Consider the following 17292-nt stretch of genomic DNA (forward strand, 5'->3'; position numbering starts at 1 on the left):
GGGAGCGACGAACCCTCCGACAGCGAATTCTCGCGAGATGGCGTCAGACGGACGATCTTTCGTCGTCGGGCGCCGCGTCGACGATGCGGAAGTTGTGCGTGCCGTCGTAGGGCGGATCGTAGGTCCAGATGCAATGAACCGCGGCGCCCCACAGCGCGGTCAGGTCGTTCACGATGATTCGCACCGGGATACGCTCGACCAGATGCCCCAGGCGCCCCTTGCTGGTGAACGACCGCATGAAGGTCGGCGTGTCGCGGACGTACTCGGACAGGTGCTTGATGATGCCGCCCCCCAGCCAGACGCCGCCGGTCGCCATCAGCTTCAGCGCCAGGTTCCCCGCCTCGGCTCCGTAGACCTGAATGAAGAAATCGAGCGCCTTCTTGCAGATGGCGCTCTTCCCCTCCATCGCCGCCCGGGAGATGACCTCCGGCGGATCGTCCTCCGCCAGTTCCCGCGTGAGCCACTCCGGCTCTTTCTCTTCCAGATGGTCGCGGAGGAACTGATAGATCGAGTAGAGCCCCGGCCCCGATAGCACGCGTTCGTAGCTGACGCGGTGGAAGCGCTTTTCCAGATACCGCGTAAGTTCCATCTCCAGCGACGTCCGCGCGGCGAAGTCGGCGTGGCCTCCCTCGGAGGCGAACGGATGATGGCGTCGCCCGTCCCAGAAGAGCCCCGCTTCGCCGAGTCCCGTGCCGGCGGAGATCACGGCGCCGTTGCCTTCGGCGTCGGGACTGCCGGGATGAATGACGAACTGATCTTCCGGCGACAGCGTGGAGATGCCGTAAGCATTCGCGACCAGATCGTTGATCAGTTGCGTCTTGTCGGTCCCGGTGACCTTCGCGAGCGACGCGACCTCGACCGTCCAGGGGAGGTTCGGCGTCTGACAGACTCCCTTCACCACCGGTCCGGCGACGCCGAAGCACGAGGCGACCGGGCGAAAGCCGGTCTCGGCGAGGAATTCCGCGACGGGATCCTCCAGCCGCGCGAACGAGGCGCTGGCGTACGTCCGCCGGATGATCGTGCGAATCTCGCGACCTTCGTACCGTACCGCGGCGATGCGCGTATTCGTGCCGCCGATGTCGCCCGCCAGGATCTCCATCCCCCGCCGCTCCGTAACGAGTCCGCAATCGTGCGTGTTATGGTAGGGACCCGAAAGTGGCCGGAGAAGCGGCCGCCGCGTTCCTCTCGCTCATCAAGCGAACGACTTCACGCAACCTTCTTCGTCGCCCGTTTCTTCGCCAGAGCGATGCGAGTCGGCTTCGCCGGGGCGACCTTCGGCTTGGCGGCAGCCGTGAAGGCGTACAGGTGCGAGCGCTTCTGCATGCCGACGGGCTCGATCGCTTCGGCGTGGCGATAGACGTAGGCGATCTTCTGCGCCCACCAGCGCGGCAGTTCGAGCGCCGTGGCGAGGTCGCCCGTATGAAACGGCTGCGGCAGACCGGGCGGCAGCAGACCGACCAGATCCTGGATGGTGCGGATGCGCAGCGAGGGCTCGATACGGGTCAGTTCGACGTCCAGCAGCTTCGGCTTGCCGCGTCGGCGTCGGCGACGGACCGGCTCCGAGATGGGACGGCGCTCGTCGACGTCGATCTCCGGCGCCTCGATCGTCAGGTTCGGGTGCGGGAAAATGCCGCGGAGGTAGACCAGGTCCCAGAAGACCTCCCACGGCGAGCCTTGCCGGGGCGACTTTCGCGTCGAGACGACGATCGAGTCGCGGCGCTCGCAGCGCAGGATACGTTTCCGCGCGACCCAGGGTTTCACGACCCGCACCCGGCGCTCAGGCAGCAGGTCGGTCAGCTTTCGCCGAAGCGCGGCGAGGCTGCCGAGTTGAATCTCGACCAGTTCCGAACCGACGACCGCGTCGATGCGGTAGGCGCCGACCATCAACTCGATTTCGCCCCGCTCGCCGGCGTAGATCGTTTTGAGTTGGCGATGCAGGGTCGTTTCCATGGTCTTCCGTGACCGGCGGTTCCGTAGTCAGGCGATGCCTGACCTGCTGGTTCGACCAGTTTTAATTGTCATGTGTGCCATGCTTGGCATCCGAGCGTTAGGCAGACCGCTACGGGATCGCTATTGGCGTCGCGAGGGCGGCGCCGGGTCAAGAGGAGTTCGCCGACCGCCCCGCTCGCCTTGTCGGGTCCGGGAGGTAAACTGGGATGACATTGCGGCGGCGGAATTCGCTTTCGTCGTCGCCACATCCCGTCGACTCTCCGCTCCGGAGCCGTTTCCCATGCTGCGTTTGTTCGCGTTCGCCTGTCTGCTCGTCCTTCCGACGCTCGCCGTAACGGGTGTCGCCGGAGCCGAAGAAAAAGAAGCCTCCGCCGGTGAGGGTTGGATCACGCTGTTCGACGGCAAGACCCTCGAAGGCTGGAAGGCCAGCGACGACCAGGACGCCTGGAGCGTGCAGGACGGCGCCCTCGTCTGTCACGGCGAACGGAGCCATCTCTTCTACGTCGGCGAAGGGGCGCCCTTCAAGGATTTCGAATTCACCGCCGAAGTCATGACCACGCCCGGCAGCAACGCCGGCATCTACTTCCACACCAAGTGGCAGGAGACCGGCTGGCCGAAGTACGGCTACGAAGCGCAGGTCAATAACTCCTACGTCTCGGATCCGAAGAAGACGGCCTCCCTTTACGGCGAAGTCAACATCTCCGAGGCTCCCGCCAAGGACAACGAGTGGTTCGACTACAAGATCACCGTCAAGGGCAACCGGATCCAGATCGCGATCGACGGCAAGACCCTCGTCGATTACGAAGAGCCTGCCGACAAGAAGGCGTTTTCCGCTGACTTCGAACGCCGGCTGAACTCCGAAGGCGGCACGATCGCCCTGCAGTGCCACGACCCGAAGTCGGTCGTCCACTTCAAGAACCTGAAGATCAAGCCGCTGAAGTAGTCGGCCGTCTGAAGTTGCAATCACGAAGGTTCGCGAAAGTCTTCCTGCCGGTTGCGGGAAGACTTTTTCGTTGACAGGACCGAAGACTATGAAAATCGCCGTCTGCGGATCGGGTGGAGAGAACGGGCAGGACGATCTGTCGGCGAGCCTGCGCGAGACGCTGGCGACGTTCGACCGGCCCGTCGATCTCGCGATCGCCTTCGTCTCGCATCGGCTGGCGGAGGAGGCGCCGGAACTGGCGAAGCTTCTCGCCGAGATTCTGCCGGGCGCTCAACGCGTCGGCATGACAGTCGAGACCGTCATCGCCGGCGATCGGGAGCGCGAGGGGGAGGCCTACGTCGCCGTCTGGCTCGCCTCGCTGCCGAACTGTCGGGTAACGTCGTTCGCTCTCGATTACCTTCGCAGTCCCGACGGCGGCGCCTTCGTGGGCTGGCCGGAAGAGCCAGGCGCGTGGGGCGACGATGCCTTGAAGTGCGCGATCCTGCTCGCCGATCCGTTCTCGTTCCCGGCAGACGTGCTGCTCGAACGCCTGGCCGAAGATCGCCCCGGTCTGCCGATCGTCGGCGGGATGGGCTCGGGCGACTTCCGCCCTGGCGGGGTGCAACTTTTGCGAAATGATGTCGTCGCGACGCAAGGCGCGATCGTCATCGCGATCGCCGGCGACGTTCGCGTGGACGCGTTCGTCTCTCAGGGCTGTCGGCCGATCGGCGAGCCGCTGGTGGTCACCAAGGCGGAACGGAATCTCGTGCTCGAACTGGGCGGACGGCCTGCCTACGAACGACTGAAGGAGATCTTCGCCAGGCTGCCGGTCCGGGATCAAAAACTCGTGCGCAGCGGCCTGCATCTGGGTCGCGTCGTGGACGAGTATCGGGACGCTTTCCAGGCGGGCGACTTCCTGATTCGCAACGTGATCGGCGTCGAGCAGGAGACGGGAGCGATCCAGGCGGCGGACTGGTTTCGCCCCGGTCAGACGGTGCAGTTTCACGTTCGCGACGGCGAGACTGCTTCGCAGGATCTGCAACTGGAACTCGCACGATCTCGCGATCGGCACGATGGCCCCTGGGCCGGCGGCCTGATCTTCGACTGCAACGGACGCGGGACGCGGCTCTTCCAGGAGCCGGACCACGACGCCCTGGCCCTGCAAGAGAAGCTCGGCCCGCTTCCGCTCGCCGGCTGCTTCGCCCAAGGGGAGATCGGTCCCGTCGGAGGCCGCAGCTTTCTGCATGGCTTCACGGCCAGCGTCGTTCTGTTCGGCAGGAACGAAGCGACTTCAGCGGCGACTTCGTAGCGACGTCCCAAGACCGCTTCGAGACATCGCCAAGTCGATTCGCTTGACCGGAGCCGCAGCGTTTAGGCCGGCGTGCCTTGCGCTGCGCGTCTTCACTTCGGGACCGACGCTCGAAAGTGCGTCTCCGTCAGCGATGGGTCGACGCTGCGATAGAACGCCAGGGTAAGAGCGAGCTTGCCTCCGATGGCCTCGTGCTTCTCGGCCAGTTCCCACACCTCGCTATCTCCAGCGAACAGCGCAGCCGCGTACCCGTTGAAGTCGTTCTCCAGGGACGACTGCGCGTACTCGTTGCGGAACCCCAAGCCGTGCACTTTCGCGTCCGATCGTTTCCCGACTTTTCCGGACTTGATCGCACCCACTCCGTCACCTGCGGAATACGCGAAGTCCGGCGGGTTGAGCTTCTGCCATGCCGCTGCGTCGAAGTCGGCCTTCCGATTTCGCAGGAGGATGCTCGAAAACTCGGCGTGAAACAAGCTCTCAATCGCCTCGTCGGTGTATCCCCGCTGCTCATCGCCGACCTTCACGTAGACAGCCGTCCGCGAATTGGTGCCCCCTGTTACGACCCCGCTGTACTTCAAGTCAGAGAGGACGTACACCGTCTTCAGGTGTCGAGCGAGGACGCTCTCCGGGTACTTCGCGAACGCCCTCTTGAAGATCGCGGATACCCGCTCGAACTGGTCTTCGTCCAACGCCTCCGCTGTTGCGACGATCGGTTCTTTTCGCCACGACTCGGGAAAGATGTCGGTATGCGACGACGTCGCAAGTCGCACGGGAGCGACAAGCAGTTGTCGCTCCTCAGCCGTCGTCGCCCCGCACCAGACCAGCACACCGAGGGCCGCCATGCCTAAACGAACGGCGACGGGACGTTCCGCATAAGACGTCATTACACGCACCATTTCCCCGCCCAACTTTGAGCTTCCGCCAGTCTGTTCCGACGAAAATCGCATTAAGGGACTCTCGCCGCCGAACGAAAATTTAGCATGTCAGTCGGCTGCCAGGAGCGAGACATTCGCGCTAGCGGCCGGGGGATGAACTCATCGGCGAAGCGGCTGGCGTCAGGGCTTCACGCCCCGGAAGACGGAATGGGGCTGTTCGACGAAATCGCTTGACGACCTTGAACCGGAAAAACTCAGCTTGACTCGATTCGGAAGTCGCGCCTACTCTCCCCCCGCCGCGCGGGCTCCCTCTGCGCCATTCGCGTCCGGTCGGGCTTCCGATGCCGCCGATTTCGACGAACCGTCCTTTGCCGACGACCGCGCTGCGCGCGATTCGCCGCTGCATGGACTGCCTCGTCGTTTCTCTCGCGATCCTGGCGATTGCCGGCACGCTTGCCGGCGCCGAGAAGGATGACTTCCTCTCGCCTCAGGCCGCGAGCGTCCAGCCCGTCCAGGAGAGTTCGGAGTTCGCGAACGTCGACGCATTCGCCGGCCCGTCGTCCGACGCGGGGGCGGACGTTCCCTTCGCGATCTGCGACGGAGACGAGACGATCGTCTACGAGTCGGGCTTCCGGACCGGCCCCGGATCGCTCCGACGATTCGACCTCGGCTGGCGACCCGGGATGTTCCTCTCGCGAAGCGACTTCGACTGGCGCGAGTGGATCTGGCTGCCGCAGTTCGGCTATCGCGATCCGGACGACCCGCTGCGTCATCGCGGCTGGGGCGAACCGATGCTCGGCACCAGTTGGCGGAACCGTCCGATCGCCGTCGACTGGGCCTTCGGCGGAACCGGGACGGCCGGACTGACGGAAAACGCCCGGCAGACGGGCGGAACGGTCGGCGGCTATCGCCTGGCGTATGACTTCGATCACTACTGGGGCGTCGAATGGCGTCATCTCTGGGCGTCGGCGAATCTTCGCTCGACGGTCGACGTCGACTATTCCGCGACGACGCAGCACCAGTTCTACGACGTGAGCCTGATCTGGTATCCCTGGGGCGACGCCCGCTGGCGACCTTACGCCGGCCTCGGCCTGGGCATGGCGAACTACGACTTTTTCGACGGCGCCGGACTGAAGGTCGACGAAACGATGCTGACGATGCCGATCGCCGCAGGCATCAAGTACTACGTCCAGCCCTGGGCCATCCTGCGCCTCGACCTGTCCGAGACGATCGTCTTTCCCGGATCCGACATCGACGCCCACGCCCAGTTCATGGCAACCGTCGGGACGGAGTTCCGCTTCGGCGGGAAACGGACGAAGTACTATCCCTGGGAAACGGGCTGGAAGCCCTGACTCTTTCACGCACTCGACGCCTATCTGGCCTTATCCTCCGCCTGCGAATAGGGTTGCGACAATCTTCGCCGGCGGTTGACGCCCGGGGACCTGCTCGCTAGATTTATTCGCTTCCCCGCGGTCGGCAGGCGGACGGCTTTCGAGCCCCTTCCGGTTCTTCCGATCCGCCTGCGGAAGGCGAAGTTTCGCCGCGAACGATCCGAAGTTGTCTGAACCCGCTCGCGGTTTCGGCTCTCCTTTCGATCGTCGCGAAGGGCTTCTTCCACCGCGGCAGGGAAAACGCCCCTCTAGCTCAATTGGCAGAGCAGCTGACTCTTAATCAGCGGGTTGTTGGTTCAAGTCCAACGGGGGGCACTCGCGAAGCGAATCGCGAATGGTTAACGAAAAAAGCGTCGCCCGATCAGGCGACGCTTTTTTCGTTGGATTGCGTTCGAGCGGAGCGTCTTGCACGCTCCGCTTAGGGTCGCCCGACGATTGCTACTGGTTCAGGCTCGCGTGACCGTAGGCTTGGCCGTAATACGAGCTGACGCCGGCGAAGAGCGCTTCCGAGTCGCCGGAGTTGCGGTACGCCTGCAAGAACAGTTCGCCTGCACGGCCGCTGAGTGCGGCCTGATGAGAACGGAGCGTCGCGTCTTCGTCGCCCGCGTAGGCGCCGAGCAGATAAGCGGACTCCGCCAGCGCGTAACCTGCCTCGGCAGCGGGATCGTACGGACTCCCGGCGAAGCTCTGGTAGCCATGAGAATAGGCGGCGGCGGCGTAGCGATCGGCCAAGGCTCCTTCGCTGCTTCGTCGGGCGCGGGACTGCCTCACGATGACGCGCATGGTGTCCGTCGACCTGGCGCCGTACGCGTCGGTCACGGTCAGCTTCACGAGGGTGGTTCCGACAGGGAAGAGCCCTGACGGCCGGGGCGAGGTCGCGCCCTTCAACCGGACGCCCTTCGCGCTCCACCGGTACTTCAGGCCATGCTTGTCGGGATCGGTCGTGCCTTGCCCGTTGAGCTTCACGCGGACCTTCTTCGCCTTCGTGATCTTTCGAATGTCGCGACCCGCTTTCGCATTCGGCGACCTGTTCGAGACCGTTACCCTTTGCTGGGCCGTCGCCTGATTCCCGTCTGCGTCGGTCACGATCCAGGTAATGAGTCTCGAGCCGAGCGGAAGCTGCGACGGAGCGTCGTTGACGACCTGCGGATTCGGATCGCAAACGTCGAAGACCGCCGGCGCCGGCAATCGGCGGAGCGACGCGTAGTTCTTTCCCCGGTCGACGTTCAGTTTCACGTGATTCGCGATCGTCACGATGGGCGACGTCGTGTCGTCCACCGTAACGGTCGTCCCCTGAGCGGCGGACAATTCGCCGTCGGTCACCTGAACGACGACGGCGGTCTCGCCGTGCGGATAGTCGTACGTGAAGAAGACGTTTTGACCGGGCAAGACGTTCGCCTGTGTCGCCTGGACGGCGCCGTTTACAAGCCAACTCACGGTGAGCGGCGAACTGTCGACGTCGTTGACGGACGTGAACAGCGTGACCGTCGCCAGGCCGCCGTCGCATTCGACGGACCGGGGCGCGAGCGGTCCGACGGTCGGCGGGGAATTCTCGGGGTCGCCCGCTTGCAAGGCTTTCCAGACGTTCAACCGACCGCCCGTGACGCACTGACCCTCCAACGAAGGAAACTTGTCGACCGAATCGAGCAGGATCTGCTTCACCTGGAGATGCGTCAGCGTCGGGTTCTGTCCCCACACCAGCGCCGCCGCGCCAGCGGTGATCGGAGACGCCATCGAGGTCCCTTGGAAATACGCGTACGTGTTAGTTCCTGGATCGGCAGGGTTGGTACCCGGCACCGTGCTGTAGATCTGCACCCCGGGAGTTCCGATATGGACCTTCGTCGCGCCGTAATTCGAAAAGGACGCGAGGTTGGAGGGATTGGCGTAGTCTAGCGCAGCGACCGTGATCTGGTTCGGTTCGCCCAGCGCCGCGGGATAGGTCGGCAAAGCGTCGATGTTCGCGTCGGAATTCCCTGCGGCGACCACGACGAGCGCCCCCTTGCTCGCCGCATACTGCATCCACGCCCGCTTCGTCGCCTCCGCCGACGGGCCGCCGAAGCTGCAGTTGATGATCTTGGCGCCGTTGTCGACGGCGTACTCCACCGCGCTCGCCGCGGCGGCGATCCCGATGCTGCGCCCCGCGCCGGCTCGCAGCAGCATCAGTTCGACGTCCCAGCAGACGCCGGAGATGCCGACGCCGTTGTTGCCCGTGGCGCCGATGCTTCCGGCGACGTGGGATCCGTGCGCTTCCCACTCGACGCCGTCGTGCTCAGTCGACGGGTCGTTGTCGTCGTCTTCAAAATCCCAGCCCGCATAGTCGTCGATGTAACCGTTGCCGTCGTCGTCGTTGCCGTTGGGGGGATACTCCGCATAGTTGATGTACTTGGCGTCGATCAGGTCGTCATGATCGAGGACGTAGCCTGAATCGACGACCGCGACACGAATCGACGAACTGGTCGTCACGTCCCACGCTTGCGGGACGCCGATCGCGTCGAGATACCAGAGGTTGCCGATGAAGGCGTCGTTCGACGTTTGCATCAGTTCGTCGGACCCCGCCATGGGAGCGGCCCGCATCGGCTCCCCGAAGAGCGTGTCGTATCCGTTGTTCTCGACAGCGGTCACGCCCGCCACGCCTAGCAGTCCGTTGATTTCCCTGTTCGCGAGAGCCTGAGCGTTCAAAAGGTCGCTGAGCGTCGAGGCATCAGGAGCGGGAGCCGGACGGCGACCGAGATGCTTAAGATCGCTCGATGCGATCCGACGGCGAAATCAGCGAAGCTGGAGAGCCCAAACGCGGCGGAAAGCGCTGCTCCCAGTTCTCCGAACTGTTTCGGCTTGCCCGCTCCGAGCAGTCGCCGCAGGATCCGTCCGAGGTTGTAGGCGACGGCGGCGACGAGATAGCGCTTGCGGATCTTCGCGAGCCCGCGAAGCCAGGTCCGACGCGATCCGCCGGTCTCGAGCACGTGCGCGAACGTCCGCTCGACCTTCTCGCTTCGTAGACGCTGCAGCCTGCGACCGCGGCGCCCGCGCGCGTTCCGGCGATTGCGACGATAGGCCGCCTGACGACGAGGCGGCTTGCGTTTTCGCTTCCGAGACTTCGCTCGCTTCGGCTGCGGAATATACGTCCGCACGTGCGTCTCGTGCTGCAGCCGGTCGAGCGACTCTTCGCTGTGATAGCCCTTGTCCGCCGCCACCTCTTCCACGTCGCAGCCCGTGCCCGCTTCGCGCAGGTTCGTCCGCGCCGCGTTCACGGTGTCCTCGATGGTCTGGCAGTCGCCCGCGGTCCCTTCGTAGACCTCCGCCGCGACGATCACGTCGGTCTCCAGATCGACGGCGTGCTCGACCTTGTACTTCAGATGCGTCCGCCCGTCCTTCATCTTCCCGATGCGGGCGTCGGGATCGTGCGGGTTGACCCAGTCGTCGTTGGAGACCTTCTTGTCCGTCCGCTTCTTGTCGAAGCGACGAAGCTCCTCGTCGTCCGGGTCGCTCACGCCCGTCTGGGCTTCGTACAGCTTGCGAACGTACTCCCGCCAGTCGTCGCCGGAGTCGCGCCGGACGATCGACTTCATCGCAGCGTTCGCTTCGAGATCGCTGGCGTCGACGCCGAGCGTCTTGCCCTTCAGCAGTCCCTTCTCGTGACAAAGGGCGAGGACCAGTTCGAACGCGAGCTGGTGGATATCCAGCGGCAGACGGTTCCGCGTCAGCGTGAGCGTCGAATGGTCCGGCGTCTCTTCGCCAGGGCCGTAGCCCAGGAAGCGGGCCAGCGAGCGACTGTCGTCGCAGCGCCAGGCGATGCCGCGCTGGCTGTCGATCCCCTCGAAGTAGCCGATGAACAGCATCCGGAAGTAGACGCCCGGCGCGAGACCCTTTCGTCCGGTCGTCTCGTAGTAGGGCGCCGCGGCCGCTTCCAGCCGCCCGTCGAAGTCGATCTCGGCCAGCAGCCCGTTCAGCCGATCGTAGAAGACGTTTCGCGGACCGCTCCCCAGCTTGTCCGTCGCAACCCAGAACGTCCCCTGCGTCTCCCGCTTCCGCTTGCCCAAGCCCATCGCGATTCCTCCCCCGCGTCGAGATCACGCGAGGATAGCGCAGGCAGGGCGAAAATCAACGGGCTGCTAGCGCGGCCGCCTGCATATCTGCCTTCGCCTGAGCGTCTGCGCCGGCCCCGACCGTCAGCTTCAGAATGCCGATGCCCGCGGCCACGATTTCGACATCGGCTCCGGTCCGAAGTCGTACTTCGGCAGCGGCCTGTGCGATGTTCGTCTTCGCCGTGTCGACGACGATCAGGTACTCGCCCGGGATGACCGCCGGCGCCTGAGCCTGTGCGGACTCCGCGAGGAGCACGGAAAACGAGAGGCTGGTCAGCAAGATCCAGTAGGCGGCACGCGCGAACATAAGCGAAATCCCTGCGCAGAAGTCATGTCGCAGGCGAGCGCCTGCGAAGAGAGTCGTGTCCGATCTTAATGACGAACCCTCGCATTCGGAATGAATTGCGCAGAACTTCTTGGATGGGTTCCTTCGTAGGCCGCGGGGGCTTGAGCCGCTCTACGAACCTGCTCGCTCCTCTTCTTCCGGGATCGGCGTGCCGTGCGGATCGAGGATCGGCGTGAGCGTCTCTTCGTCGAGCCGGGCGCGCAGGCGACGGTCGGTGAAGTGCTCCAGTCGCTCCGCCGATTGGTGAATGCGGTCGGCAGGGATGCCTGCCTCCGTCGCGAGATAGCTCTCCCACAGACGATGGGAGCGCACGAGGCCCTTCGCCTGTTCGCGACCGAGCGGAGTCAGACGATAGCCGCCGGCCGATCGCACGAGCGTGCCGCGAAGGCGTTGCAGCCCGAGCACGACGCGGGTCATGACCGGCCCGGAGAGGAGTTCGTGGCGCAGCTCGGCGAGTCCCGCCGCCGCCTGCGGATCGCGCTCTTCGCGGCGGTAGAGGTACGCGATCACGTCCTCGGCCAGAATCCCCCGCGCGAGAGCCCGATGCCGTACGAGCCGGACCAGCCAGCCGTGCCGCGGCCCGAACAGCGCGGCGAACGCGAATAGCAGACCTGCCGCGACCGCGATCGAGGCGGCGATCGACGGATCGTCCAGGCCGAACGCCTGAGGAATCGCGATCGACCCGACATGCCCCAGCGTGGCCGACGCGACGGCGAGAGCGACGCTGAGCAAGATCATCCAGCCCAGGCGGTCGGTCAGCAGGTAGGCCGCCGCGGGCGGAACGACGAACATCGCGACGACCAGGATGTTACCCATGCTCTCGAAGCTGACGACGGCGGTCACCGCCACCAGCGTCATCAGGGCGTAATGCATCAGGCGCGCGGAGTATCCCGCCGTCGTCGCCAGCGCCGGATCGAAGGAGCTGATCTTCAACTCCTTGTAGAACAGCAGCAGGAAGGCGGCGTTGACCAGGACGTTGATCGCCGCGATGCCGACCGTCCTCGGTACGTCGAGGCCGAGCACGTTCCAGGTATCGCCGAACGTGACGGCCAAGGCGACCGTCTCGAGCGAGCCGTACAGCACGCAGCTCGGGTCGAGATCGACGTGATCGGCGGCCTGCACGATCATCACCAGTCCAAGCGCGAACAGCGACGTGAAGACGACCCCCATCGAGGCGCCTTCGTCGACCCTGCCGAAGCTGCGGATCCACTCCGTGAAGACCGCCGTCAGCAGGCCGACCAGCGCCGCGCCGATGAACATCGGCAGACTGGTCCGGGCGCCGGTGATCAGGAACGCCGCCGCCAGACCGGGCAGGATCGCATGACTGATCGCGTCGCCCAGCATGCTCATGCGGCGGAGCACCAGAAAGTTGCCGAGCAACGCCGCGGCGACCGCCGACAGAGCGCCGGCAGCCAGGACCCATCCGTCCGAACTCCACCCCCATCCGAGCCAGTCCATGCTCAGCGCCCTCCCGCCGACGGAGAGACGCCGGCGCCAGGGCCGATCGGATGCGGACTTGCCGCAACGCCTTCGACGTCCTGACGTCGTTCGAGCAGTTCTTCGAGTTCGGCGATCATCGAAGCGTCGAGCACGTGCTCGATCGCGTCGGCGTCGCGATCGACCTTTCCCGGCGCGACGTCGGCGTGCGCGATCAGGTAGATCTCCCACAGGCGATGTTCATGCACCAGCCGCGCCGCCTCATGCAAACCGTCGGGCGTCAGCGTCCAGGCATCGGAACGGTCCGCCGCGGATCGGACGAGCTCCTCGCGCTCTGCGCGGCGAAGGGCGCTGCGAAGCCTGCGCTGCGACCAGGATCGCAGAGCCAGGATTTCAGCGAACGGCACGGGAGAGGATATCGCGGAGGGCCGCCGGGAGCCGTCCCGCCCCTCCTTGAACTCGTAGATGCCGCGGAGCAGGTGACTGCGATCGACCCGCAGGTTCAGGCCTCTCCGGCGGAGCCAGCGGATGAGCGTTCCCCTGGCCGGACCGAAGACCAGGCTCACGCCGAAGAATGCCGTCGCCACGAGCACGATCATCGCGCCGGAGGGAAGCCGCGCGAACAGCGCGCTGACGATCGAACCGGCGAGGCCGCTCGCGGCGCCGAGCCCCGCCGAGACGAGCGTCATCCGGAACAGGTTCTCGGTCCAGAACCGGGCCGCCGCCGCGGGAATGATCAGCAGCGCGATCACCAGGATCAGTCCGACCGCCTGCAATCCGACGATCGTCACTACGACGACCAGCGCCATCAGGGCGATGTCGATCAGCGTGGTGGGATAACCGCGCGAGCCGGCGAATTCCTCGTCGAAGCAGAGGAGTTGCAGCTCCTTGTAGAGCAGGGCGGCGACCAGCAGGCTGACCGCTCCCGCGACGCCGATGATCCAGGCGTCCTGAACGGTCATCGACGCCGCCTTGCCGTAGATGAACGACTCCAGGCCCGCGGCATGACCTTCGTTTCCCTGCTGCACCATGCTCAGGAGCAGGGCGCCCGCTCCGAAGAAGACGGAAAGCACGATCCCGAGCGCGGCGTCTTCCTTCAAACGCGTGCCGTTGCGGATGAAGAGCACCGCCGCCATGCCGAGCGTGCCGCTGATCGCCGCGCCTAAGAGTAGGATCGGAAGCGACTTCCCCTCCAGCCCCAACCAGGTGGCGACGATGAACGCCAGCGCGATCCCGGGCAGAGTCGCATGGCTCAGCGCGTCGCCCAGCAGCGCCCGCTTCCGCAGCAACGTGAAACTTCCCACCAGTCCCGAAGCGAGACCCAGCAGCGTCGTTCCGGCCACCACGACGCGAGTGTTGTAGTCCTGCAGGAGCAGGGTTCGTCGCAGGACGTTTCGCGAAGGGAGTTCGAACGCTTCCTCGGCGAGCGAATCGCGGCGGGTTCCTGAAGACGCAGACTGAGCGAAGACCGGGGAAGGGCCGATGAAGAGAATGAGCGACCCGCAGATCAAGACGATCGCTTGAAGCATCCGTGTGGCGTGGCTGGCTGGTCCAGCCGTGCCGGATCCCTGCGATCGATCGGAACTTGAGGGAATGACTCGACGCCGTTGAATCGCGGAGCTCGCAGATTCGGGCGTCCGTGCAGCAACTGCATCCGAGGCTGACCGTTCTCCGCCGCTCTGCACGGCTGGACCAGCCAGCCATGGCACACGGACCGGTGGCAGGTCAGTATCGACTCCTGGTTCTTCCCTCATGCGAGCGACGTTCATAGCGTTCGCTCGCGGCGGCGCATGGCTTCGGTCGCTTCGTCCAGCAGGGTCAGGCGACCGCCGTAGGTCTTCTGAAGATTCTCCTGCGTGAAGACTTCTGCGGTCGGGCCATGAGCGACGACGCGCATGTTGAGCAGCACGACGTAGTCGAAGTAATCCGCCGCCGACTGGAGGTCATGGTGAATGACCAGGGCCGTTTTCCCCTCCGATCGCATCTGCCGCAGGATCTCGACGATCGCCGTCTCGGTCGCCGCGTCGACCGCCGCGAAGGGTTCGTCCATCAGGTAGAGATCGGCGTCCTGCACCAGGGCTCGGGCGAGAAACGTCCGCTGCTGCTGACCGCCGGAAAGCTGGCTGATCTGACGCTTCGCGAGGTCCGCGATGCCGACCCGCTCCAGCGCGTGCAGAGCCTTTTCGCGATGCACCTTCCGCACGGGGAGGCACCAGCCGATCGAGCCGTAGAGGCCCATCGTCACGATGTCGAGCGCATCGACGGGAAAGTCCCAGTCGACGCTCTCCCGCTGCGGGACATAGCCGACGCGGGGACGGGCCTTGCGATAGGTTTCCCCGAAGACGAGAACCCGGCCCGACGCCTTGGGCACGAGATCCATCACCGCCTTGAGCAGCGTGCTCTTGCCGGCTCCGTTCGGCCCGATCACGCCGACGAGCGCCCCCGGAGGGACGTCGAACTGCACGTCCCAGATCACCGGCTTGCGATGGTAAGCGACCGTGAGATCGGAAATCGAAAGCGGAACGTCGGCGGAGGCGGAGGCGGACATGAACGTGGCTGGCGGACGGACCGGACGATAAAGGGCATCGAGGGGAGGGCGATCGAAGGGAAGGGCAGGGCGACGCGACGTAACAATCAATCTTCTCCGCCGGCCGCGAGCTTTCCCTGCATTCCGCCTGCAGGCGCTTCGCCGCCGAGCGCGCGTGCGACCGTCGTCACGTTGTGATCGATCATACCGACATACGTCCCCTTGTACGTGCCGTCCTGGCCCATGGCGTCAGAGTAGAGTTCTCCGCCGACCTTGACTTCCCGGCCGCGCGACCGGGCGCCGGCGATCAGCGCCTCGATGCTCTTGGTCGGAACGCTGCTTTCGACGAAGACCGCCGCGACGTCGCGCTCTTCCAGCAGGTCGACGAGCGCGTTGATGCGGCTGAGCCCCGCCTCCGATTCGGTCGAAAGGCCCTGAATGCCGAGCACCTCCAGATCGTACGCGCGGCCCAGGTAGTTGAAGGCGTCGTGCGACGTCACGAGCACGCGGAACTTCTCCGGCACGGTCGCCAGGGAAGACTTGGAGTAAGCGTGCAGTTCGGCAAGCTGCGCTTCGTAGGCCGCGGCGTTCGCGCGGTAAGCCTGCGCATGCTCGGGATCGAAGTCGGAAAGAGCGTCGGCGACCGAGTCGACGCAGCGGCTCCAGGCTTCGACGTCCATCCAGACGTGGGGATCCGGATGCCCTTCCGCGCCGTCAGGCGTCAGCAGGGCGTTCTCGTCGAGCGCTTCCGTCACGGCGAAGACCGGCTTTGTACGTCCGATCTTCACCAGCGTGTCGGTCATGCGACCTTCAAGCATCAGACCGTTGTAGAAGACGATGTCGGCGCCGGCGATTGTGTTCACGTCGTCGCGAGTCGCCCGGTAGAGGTGGGGGTCGATGCCGGACCCCATGAGCTGCGACACCTCCACGAACTGCTGCTGCGACCCGACTGCGACGTCGACATGCACGCCGCCGACTGCACGCACCAGGTCCGCCACCATGCCGGTCGTGGCGACCGCCTTGATGGGATACTCGCCTGCGAACGTTCGCTGCTCTTTCGAAGGAGCGGTCGACGCCGAGTCGCAGCCCGCGACGAAGAGCACGGCGATCGAGAGACCGCAGACGGCGAGGCAGCGGAACAAGGGAGCGAAGTTCATGCGCAGACTCCGGGGAACAGCTTCGACGGCCCCATTGTAGCCTAGGCTACAACTTAATCAACGACAGGCGATCCGCAGACTCGCGAAATGATTGACTGACGATCTAACGAACGTTAGAGTGTCGCGACCGTCTCGGTTTTTCCGCCTCCTGACGAGTCGCCCGCCATGCCACGTCCCCTCGGCCTGCCGACCCGCGGCGCTTTCACGCTGGTCGAACTTCTGGTCGTGATCGCCATCATCGGCGTATTGGTCGCGCTGTTGCTGCCTGCGGTGCAGGCGGCCCGGGAAGCAGCCAACCGGATGAGCTGCGGAAACAACCTGAAGCAACTCGGCGTGGCGACCCACAACTTCGAGGCGACCTACAAGAAGCTCCCCGTCGGGTCCGAATCGAAGGCGATGCCTGGCATCCCGGCCTGGCCGCACAACTTCTATCGCTGGTCGGTTCTGGCCCATCTGACGCCTTACCTCGAACAGTCGAACGCCTACGACTCGCTCGATCTGACGATCCCTCTGTTCGCGCCGCCCGCCTTCGGCATCGCGCCGCAGAACCAGACGGCGGTGCAACTGATCGTGCCGACGTTCCTTTGCCCGAGCGATCAGGGCGAGCCCGTTTCGACCGGCTACGGCTTATCGCAACTCGGTCCGACGAACTACGCCGGCTGTGCCGGGACGGGCGCCGGCGGAGGGACGCCGTTCGCGGACGAAGGAGCGAACGGCGCCTTCATCGTCAGCAAGCAGCGGAAGTTCGCCTCGCTGTCCGACGGACTCTCCAACACGATCATCATGTCCGAGAGCACGCTCGGCACAGGGACGGAAAACTCCAGCGACGCGACGGAGATCCAGCAGCATCCCCAGACCATCTACCGGTCGGTCGGGGCGTCGGTGCCGCTGACGGACACCGCCTGCAGCGGGGCATCGTCGTTCAACGAATCGAATCGCCGCGGGTTCATGTGGGTCAACGGCGAGTTTCGCTGCGCGCTTTACAACCACTACTACCCGCCGAACAGCCCGACGCCGGATTGCGTCGGCTACGTCGCGTCCTCCTCCGACATGGCGAAGCTCTACACCGGCTACGGCTGGCGCACGGCGCGGAGTAACCACTGGGGCGGCGTCAACGTGCTACTGGGCGACGGGTCCATCCGCTTCGTCAGTGAGTCGGTGACGCCCGCGGTGTGGCAAGGCTACGCCTCGATCGCCGGCGGCGAGACGGTGACGCTGGAGTAGCGGCGAGCTTTCCTTCTCGTAGGGCAGGCGCCCCGCCTGCCATCGAAGTTGATACGAGGATTCGTGGCAGGC

14 protein-coding genes and 1 tRNA gene are annotated in these 17292 nt (G+C 65.1%); 5 read left to right on the forward strand and 10 right to left on the reverse strand.

Annotation, left to right across the window (positions count from 1 at the left end; genetic code table 11):
- Positions 1-43 precede the first annotated feature (43 nt).
- Together glk and SH602x_RS19940 are read right to left on the reverse strand one after the other, a co-directional pair.
- Positions 44-1099: a glucokinase gene (gene glk, locus SH602x_RS19935; protein WP_479473976.1), complete on the reverse strand. Its 1056-nt coding sequence runs from the start codon at positions 1097-1099 to the stop codon at positions 44-46.
- Between the two features lie 107 nt (positions 1100-1206).
- Entirely contained in the window at positions 1207-1950 is a 744-nt protein-coding gene (locus tag SH602x_RS19940) for a DUF8091 domain-containing protein (protein ID WP_479473977.1), read from the reverse strand.
- A gap of 280 nt (positions 1951-2230) precedes the next feature.
- Here SH602x_RS19940 and SH602x_RS19945 point away from each other — a divergent pair, with 280 nt between their 5' ends.
- Positions 2231-2893: a 3-keto-disaccharide hydrolase gene (locus tag SH602x_RS19945; protein WP_479473978.1), complete on the forward strand. Its 663-nt coding sequence runs from the start codon at positions 2231-2233 to the stop codon at positions 2891-2893.
- A gap of 88 nt (positions 2894-2981) precedes the next feature.
- Positions 2982-4181 carry an FIST signal transduction protein gene (locus SH602x_RS19950; protein WP_479473979.1) on the forward strand — a complete coding sequence of 400 codons (1200 nt, stop codon included), beginning with the start codon at positions 2982-2984 and terminating at the stop codon, positions 4179-4181.
- A gap of 92 nt (positions 4182-4273) precedes the next feature.
- Here the strand turns inward: SH602x_RS19950 and SH602x_RS19955 are convergent, their stop codons facing one another.
- The gene (locus SH602x_RS19955) at positions 4274-4870 is read right to left on the reverse strand and encodes a hypothetical protein (RefSeq protein WP_479473980.1); all 597 of its coding nucleotides are present in this window, start codon (positions 4868-4870) and stop codon (positions 4274-4276) included.
- A gap of 590 nt (positions 4871-5460) precedes the next feature.
- Here SH602x_RS19955 and SH602x_RS19960 point away from each other — a divergent pair.
- Positions 5461-6408 carry an outer membrane beta-barrel protein gene (locus tag SH602x_RS19960; RefSeq protein ID WP_479473981.1) on the forward strand — a complete coding sequence of 316 codons (948 nt, stop codon included), beginning with the start codon at positions 5461-5463 and terminating at the stop codon, positions 6406-6408.
- A 281-nt stretch (positions 6409-6689) separates the two neighbouring features.
- Positions 6690-6762, forward strand: a tRNA-Lys gene (locus tag SH602x_RS19965).
- Positions 6763-6885: 123 nt separating this feature from the next.
- Here the strand turns inward: SH602x_RS19965 and SH602x_RS19970 are convergent.
- From SH602x_RS19970 to SH602x_RS20000, 7 genes are all read right to left on the reverse strand, one after another.
- Positions 6886-9069: a S8 family peptidase gene (locus SH602x_RS19970; RefSeq protein WP_479473982.1), complete on the reverse strand. Its 2184-nt coding sequence runs from the start codon at positions 9067-9069 to the stop codon at positions 6886-6888.
- Between the two features lie 53 nt (positions 9070-9122).
- Entirely contained in the window at positions 9123-10430 is a 1308-nt protein-coding gene (locus tag SH602x_RS19975; RefSeq protein ID WP_479477122.1) for a transposase, read from the reverse strand.
- Positions 10431-10545: 115 nt separating this feature from the next.
- On the reverse strand, positions 10546-10836 hold the full coding sequence (locus tag SH602x_RS19980; protein ID WP_479473983.1) for a hypothetical protein: 291 nt from the start codon (positions 10834-10836) through the stop codon (positions 10546-10548).
- A 150-nt stretch (positions 10837-10986) separates the two neighbouring features.
- The gene (locus SH602x_RS19985) at positions 10987-12333 is read right to left on the reverse strand and encodes a metal ABC transporter permease (protein ID WP_479473984.1); all 1347 of its coding nucleotides are present in this window, start codon (positions 12331-12333) and stop codon (positions 10987-10989) included.
- A gap of 2 nt (positions 12334-12335) precedes the next feature.
- Entirely contained in the window at positions 12336-13841 is a 1506-nt protein-coding gene (locus tag SH602x_RS19990) for a metal ABC transporter permease (protein ID WP_479473985.1), read from the reverse strand.
- 236 nt (positions 13842-14077) lie between these two features.
- Positions 14078-14860, reverse strand: coding sequence for a metal ABC transporter ATP-binding protein (locus SH602x_RS19995; RefSeq protein ID WP_479473986.1), 783 nt, complete (start codon positions 14858-14860; stop codon positions 14078-14080).
- Between the two features lie 86 nt (positions 14861-14946).
- Positions 14947-15996, reverse strand: coding sequence for a metal ABC transporter solute-binding protein, Zn/Mn family (locus tag SH602x_RS20000; protein WP_479473987.1), 1050 nt, complete (start codon positions 15994-15996; stop codon positions 14947-14949).
- A 165-nt stretch (positions 15997-16161) separates the two neighbouring features.
- Between SH602x_RS20000 and SH602x_RS20005 the strand changes: the two genes are divergently transcribed.
- Complete coding sequence (locus SH602x_RS20005; protein ID WP_479473988.1) at positions 16162-17220, forward strand: DUF1559 family PulG-like putative transporter; 1059 nt, start codon at positions 16162-16164, stop codon at positions 17218-17220.
- Positions 17221-17292 lie beyond the last annotated feature (72 nt).

This window comes from Lignipirellula cremea (genome assembly GCF_056501455.1).

Coding starts and splice junctions, on each gene's coding strand:
- SH602x_RS20000 (WP_479473987.1), bottom strand. CDS start 15,996: ATGAACTTCGCTCCCTTGTTCCGCTGCCTCGCCGTCTGCGGTCTCTCG.
- SH602x_RS19980 (WP_479473983.1), bottom strand. CDS start 10,836: ATGTTCGCGCGTGCCGCCTACTGGATCTTGCTGACCAGCCTCTCGTTT.
- SH602x_RS19945 (WP_479473978.1), top strand. CDS start 2,231: ATGCTGCGTTTGTTCGCGTTCGCCTGTCTGCTCGTCCTTCCGACGCTC.
- SH602x_RS19950 (WP_479473979.1), top strand. CDS start 2,982: ATGAAAATCGCCGTCTGCGGATCGGGTGGAGAGAACGGGCAGGACGAT.
- SH602x_RS19960 (WP_479473981.1), top strand. CDS start 5,461: ATGGACTGCCTCGTCGTTTCTCTCGCGATCCTGGCGATTGCCGGCACG.
- SH602x_RS19995 (WP_479473986.1), bottom strand. CDS start 14,860: ATGTCCGCCTCCGCCTCCGCCGACGTTCCGCTTTCGATTTCCGATCTC.
- SH602x_RS19990 (WP_479473985.1), bottom strand. CDS start 13,841: ATGCTTCAAGCGATCGTCTTGATCTGCGGGTCGCTCATTCTCTTCATC.
- SH602x_RS19940 (WP_479473977.1), bottom strand. CDS start 1,950: ATGGAAACGACCCTGCATCGCCAACTCAAAACGATCTACGCCGGCGAG.
- glk (WP_479473976.1), bottom strand. CDS start 1,099: ATGGAGATCCTGGCGGGCGACATCGGCGGCACGAATACGCGCATCGCC.
- SH602x_RS20005 (WP_479473988.1), top strand. CDS start 16,162: ATGCCACGTCCCCTCGGCCTGCCGACCCGCGGCGCTTTCACGCTGGTC.
- SH602x_RS19985 (WP_479473984.1), bottom strand. CDS start 12,333: ATGGACTGGCTCGGATGGGGGTGGAGTTCGGACGGATGGGTCCTGGCT.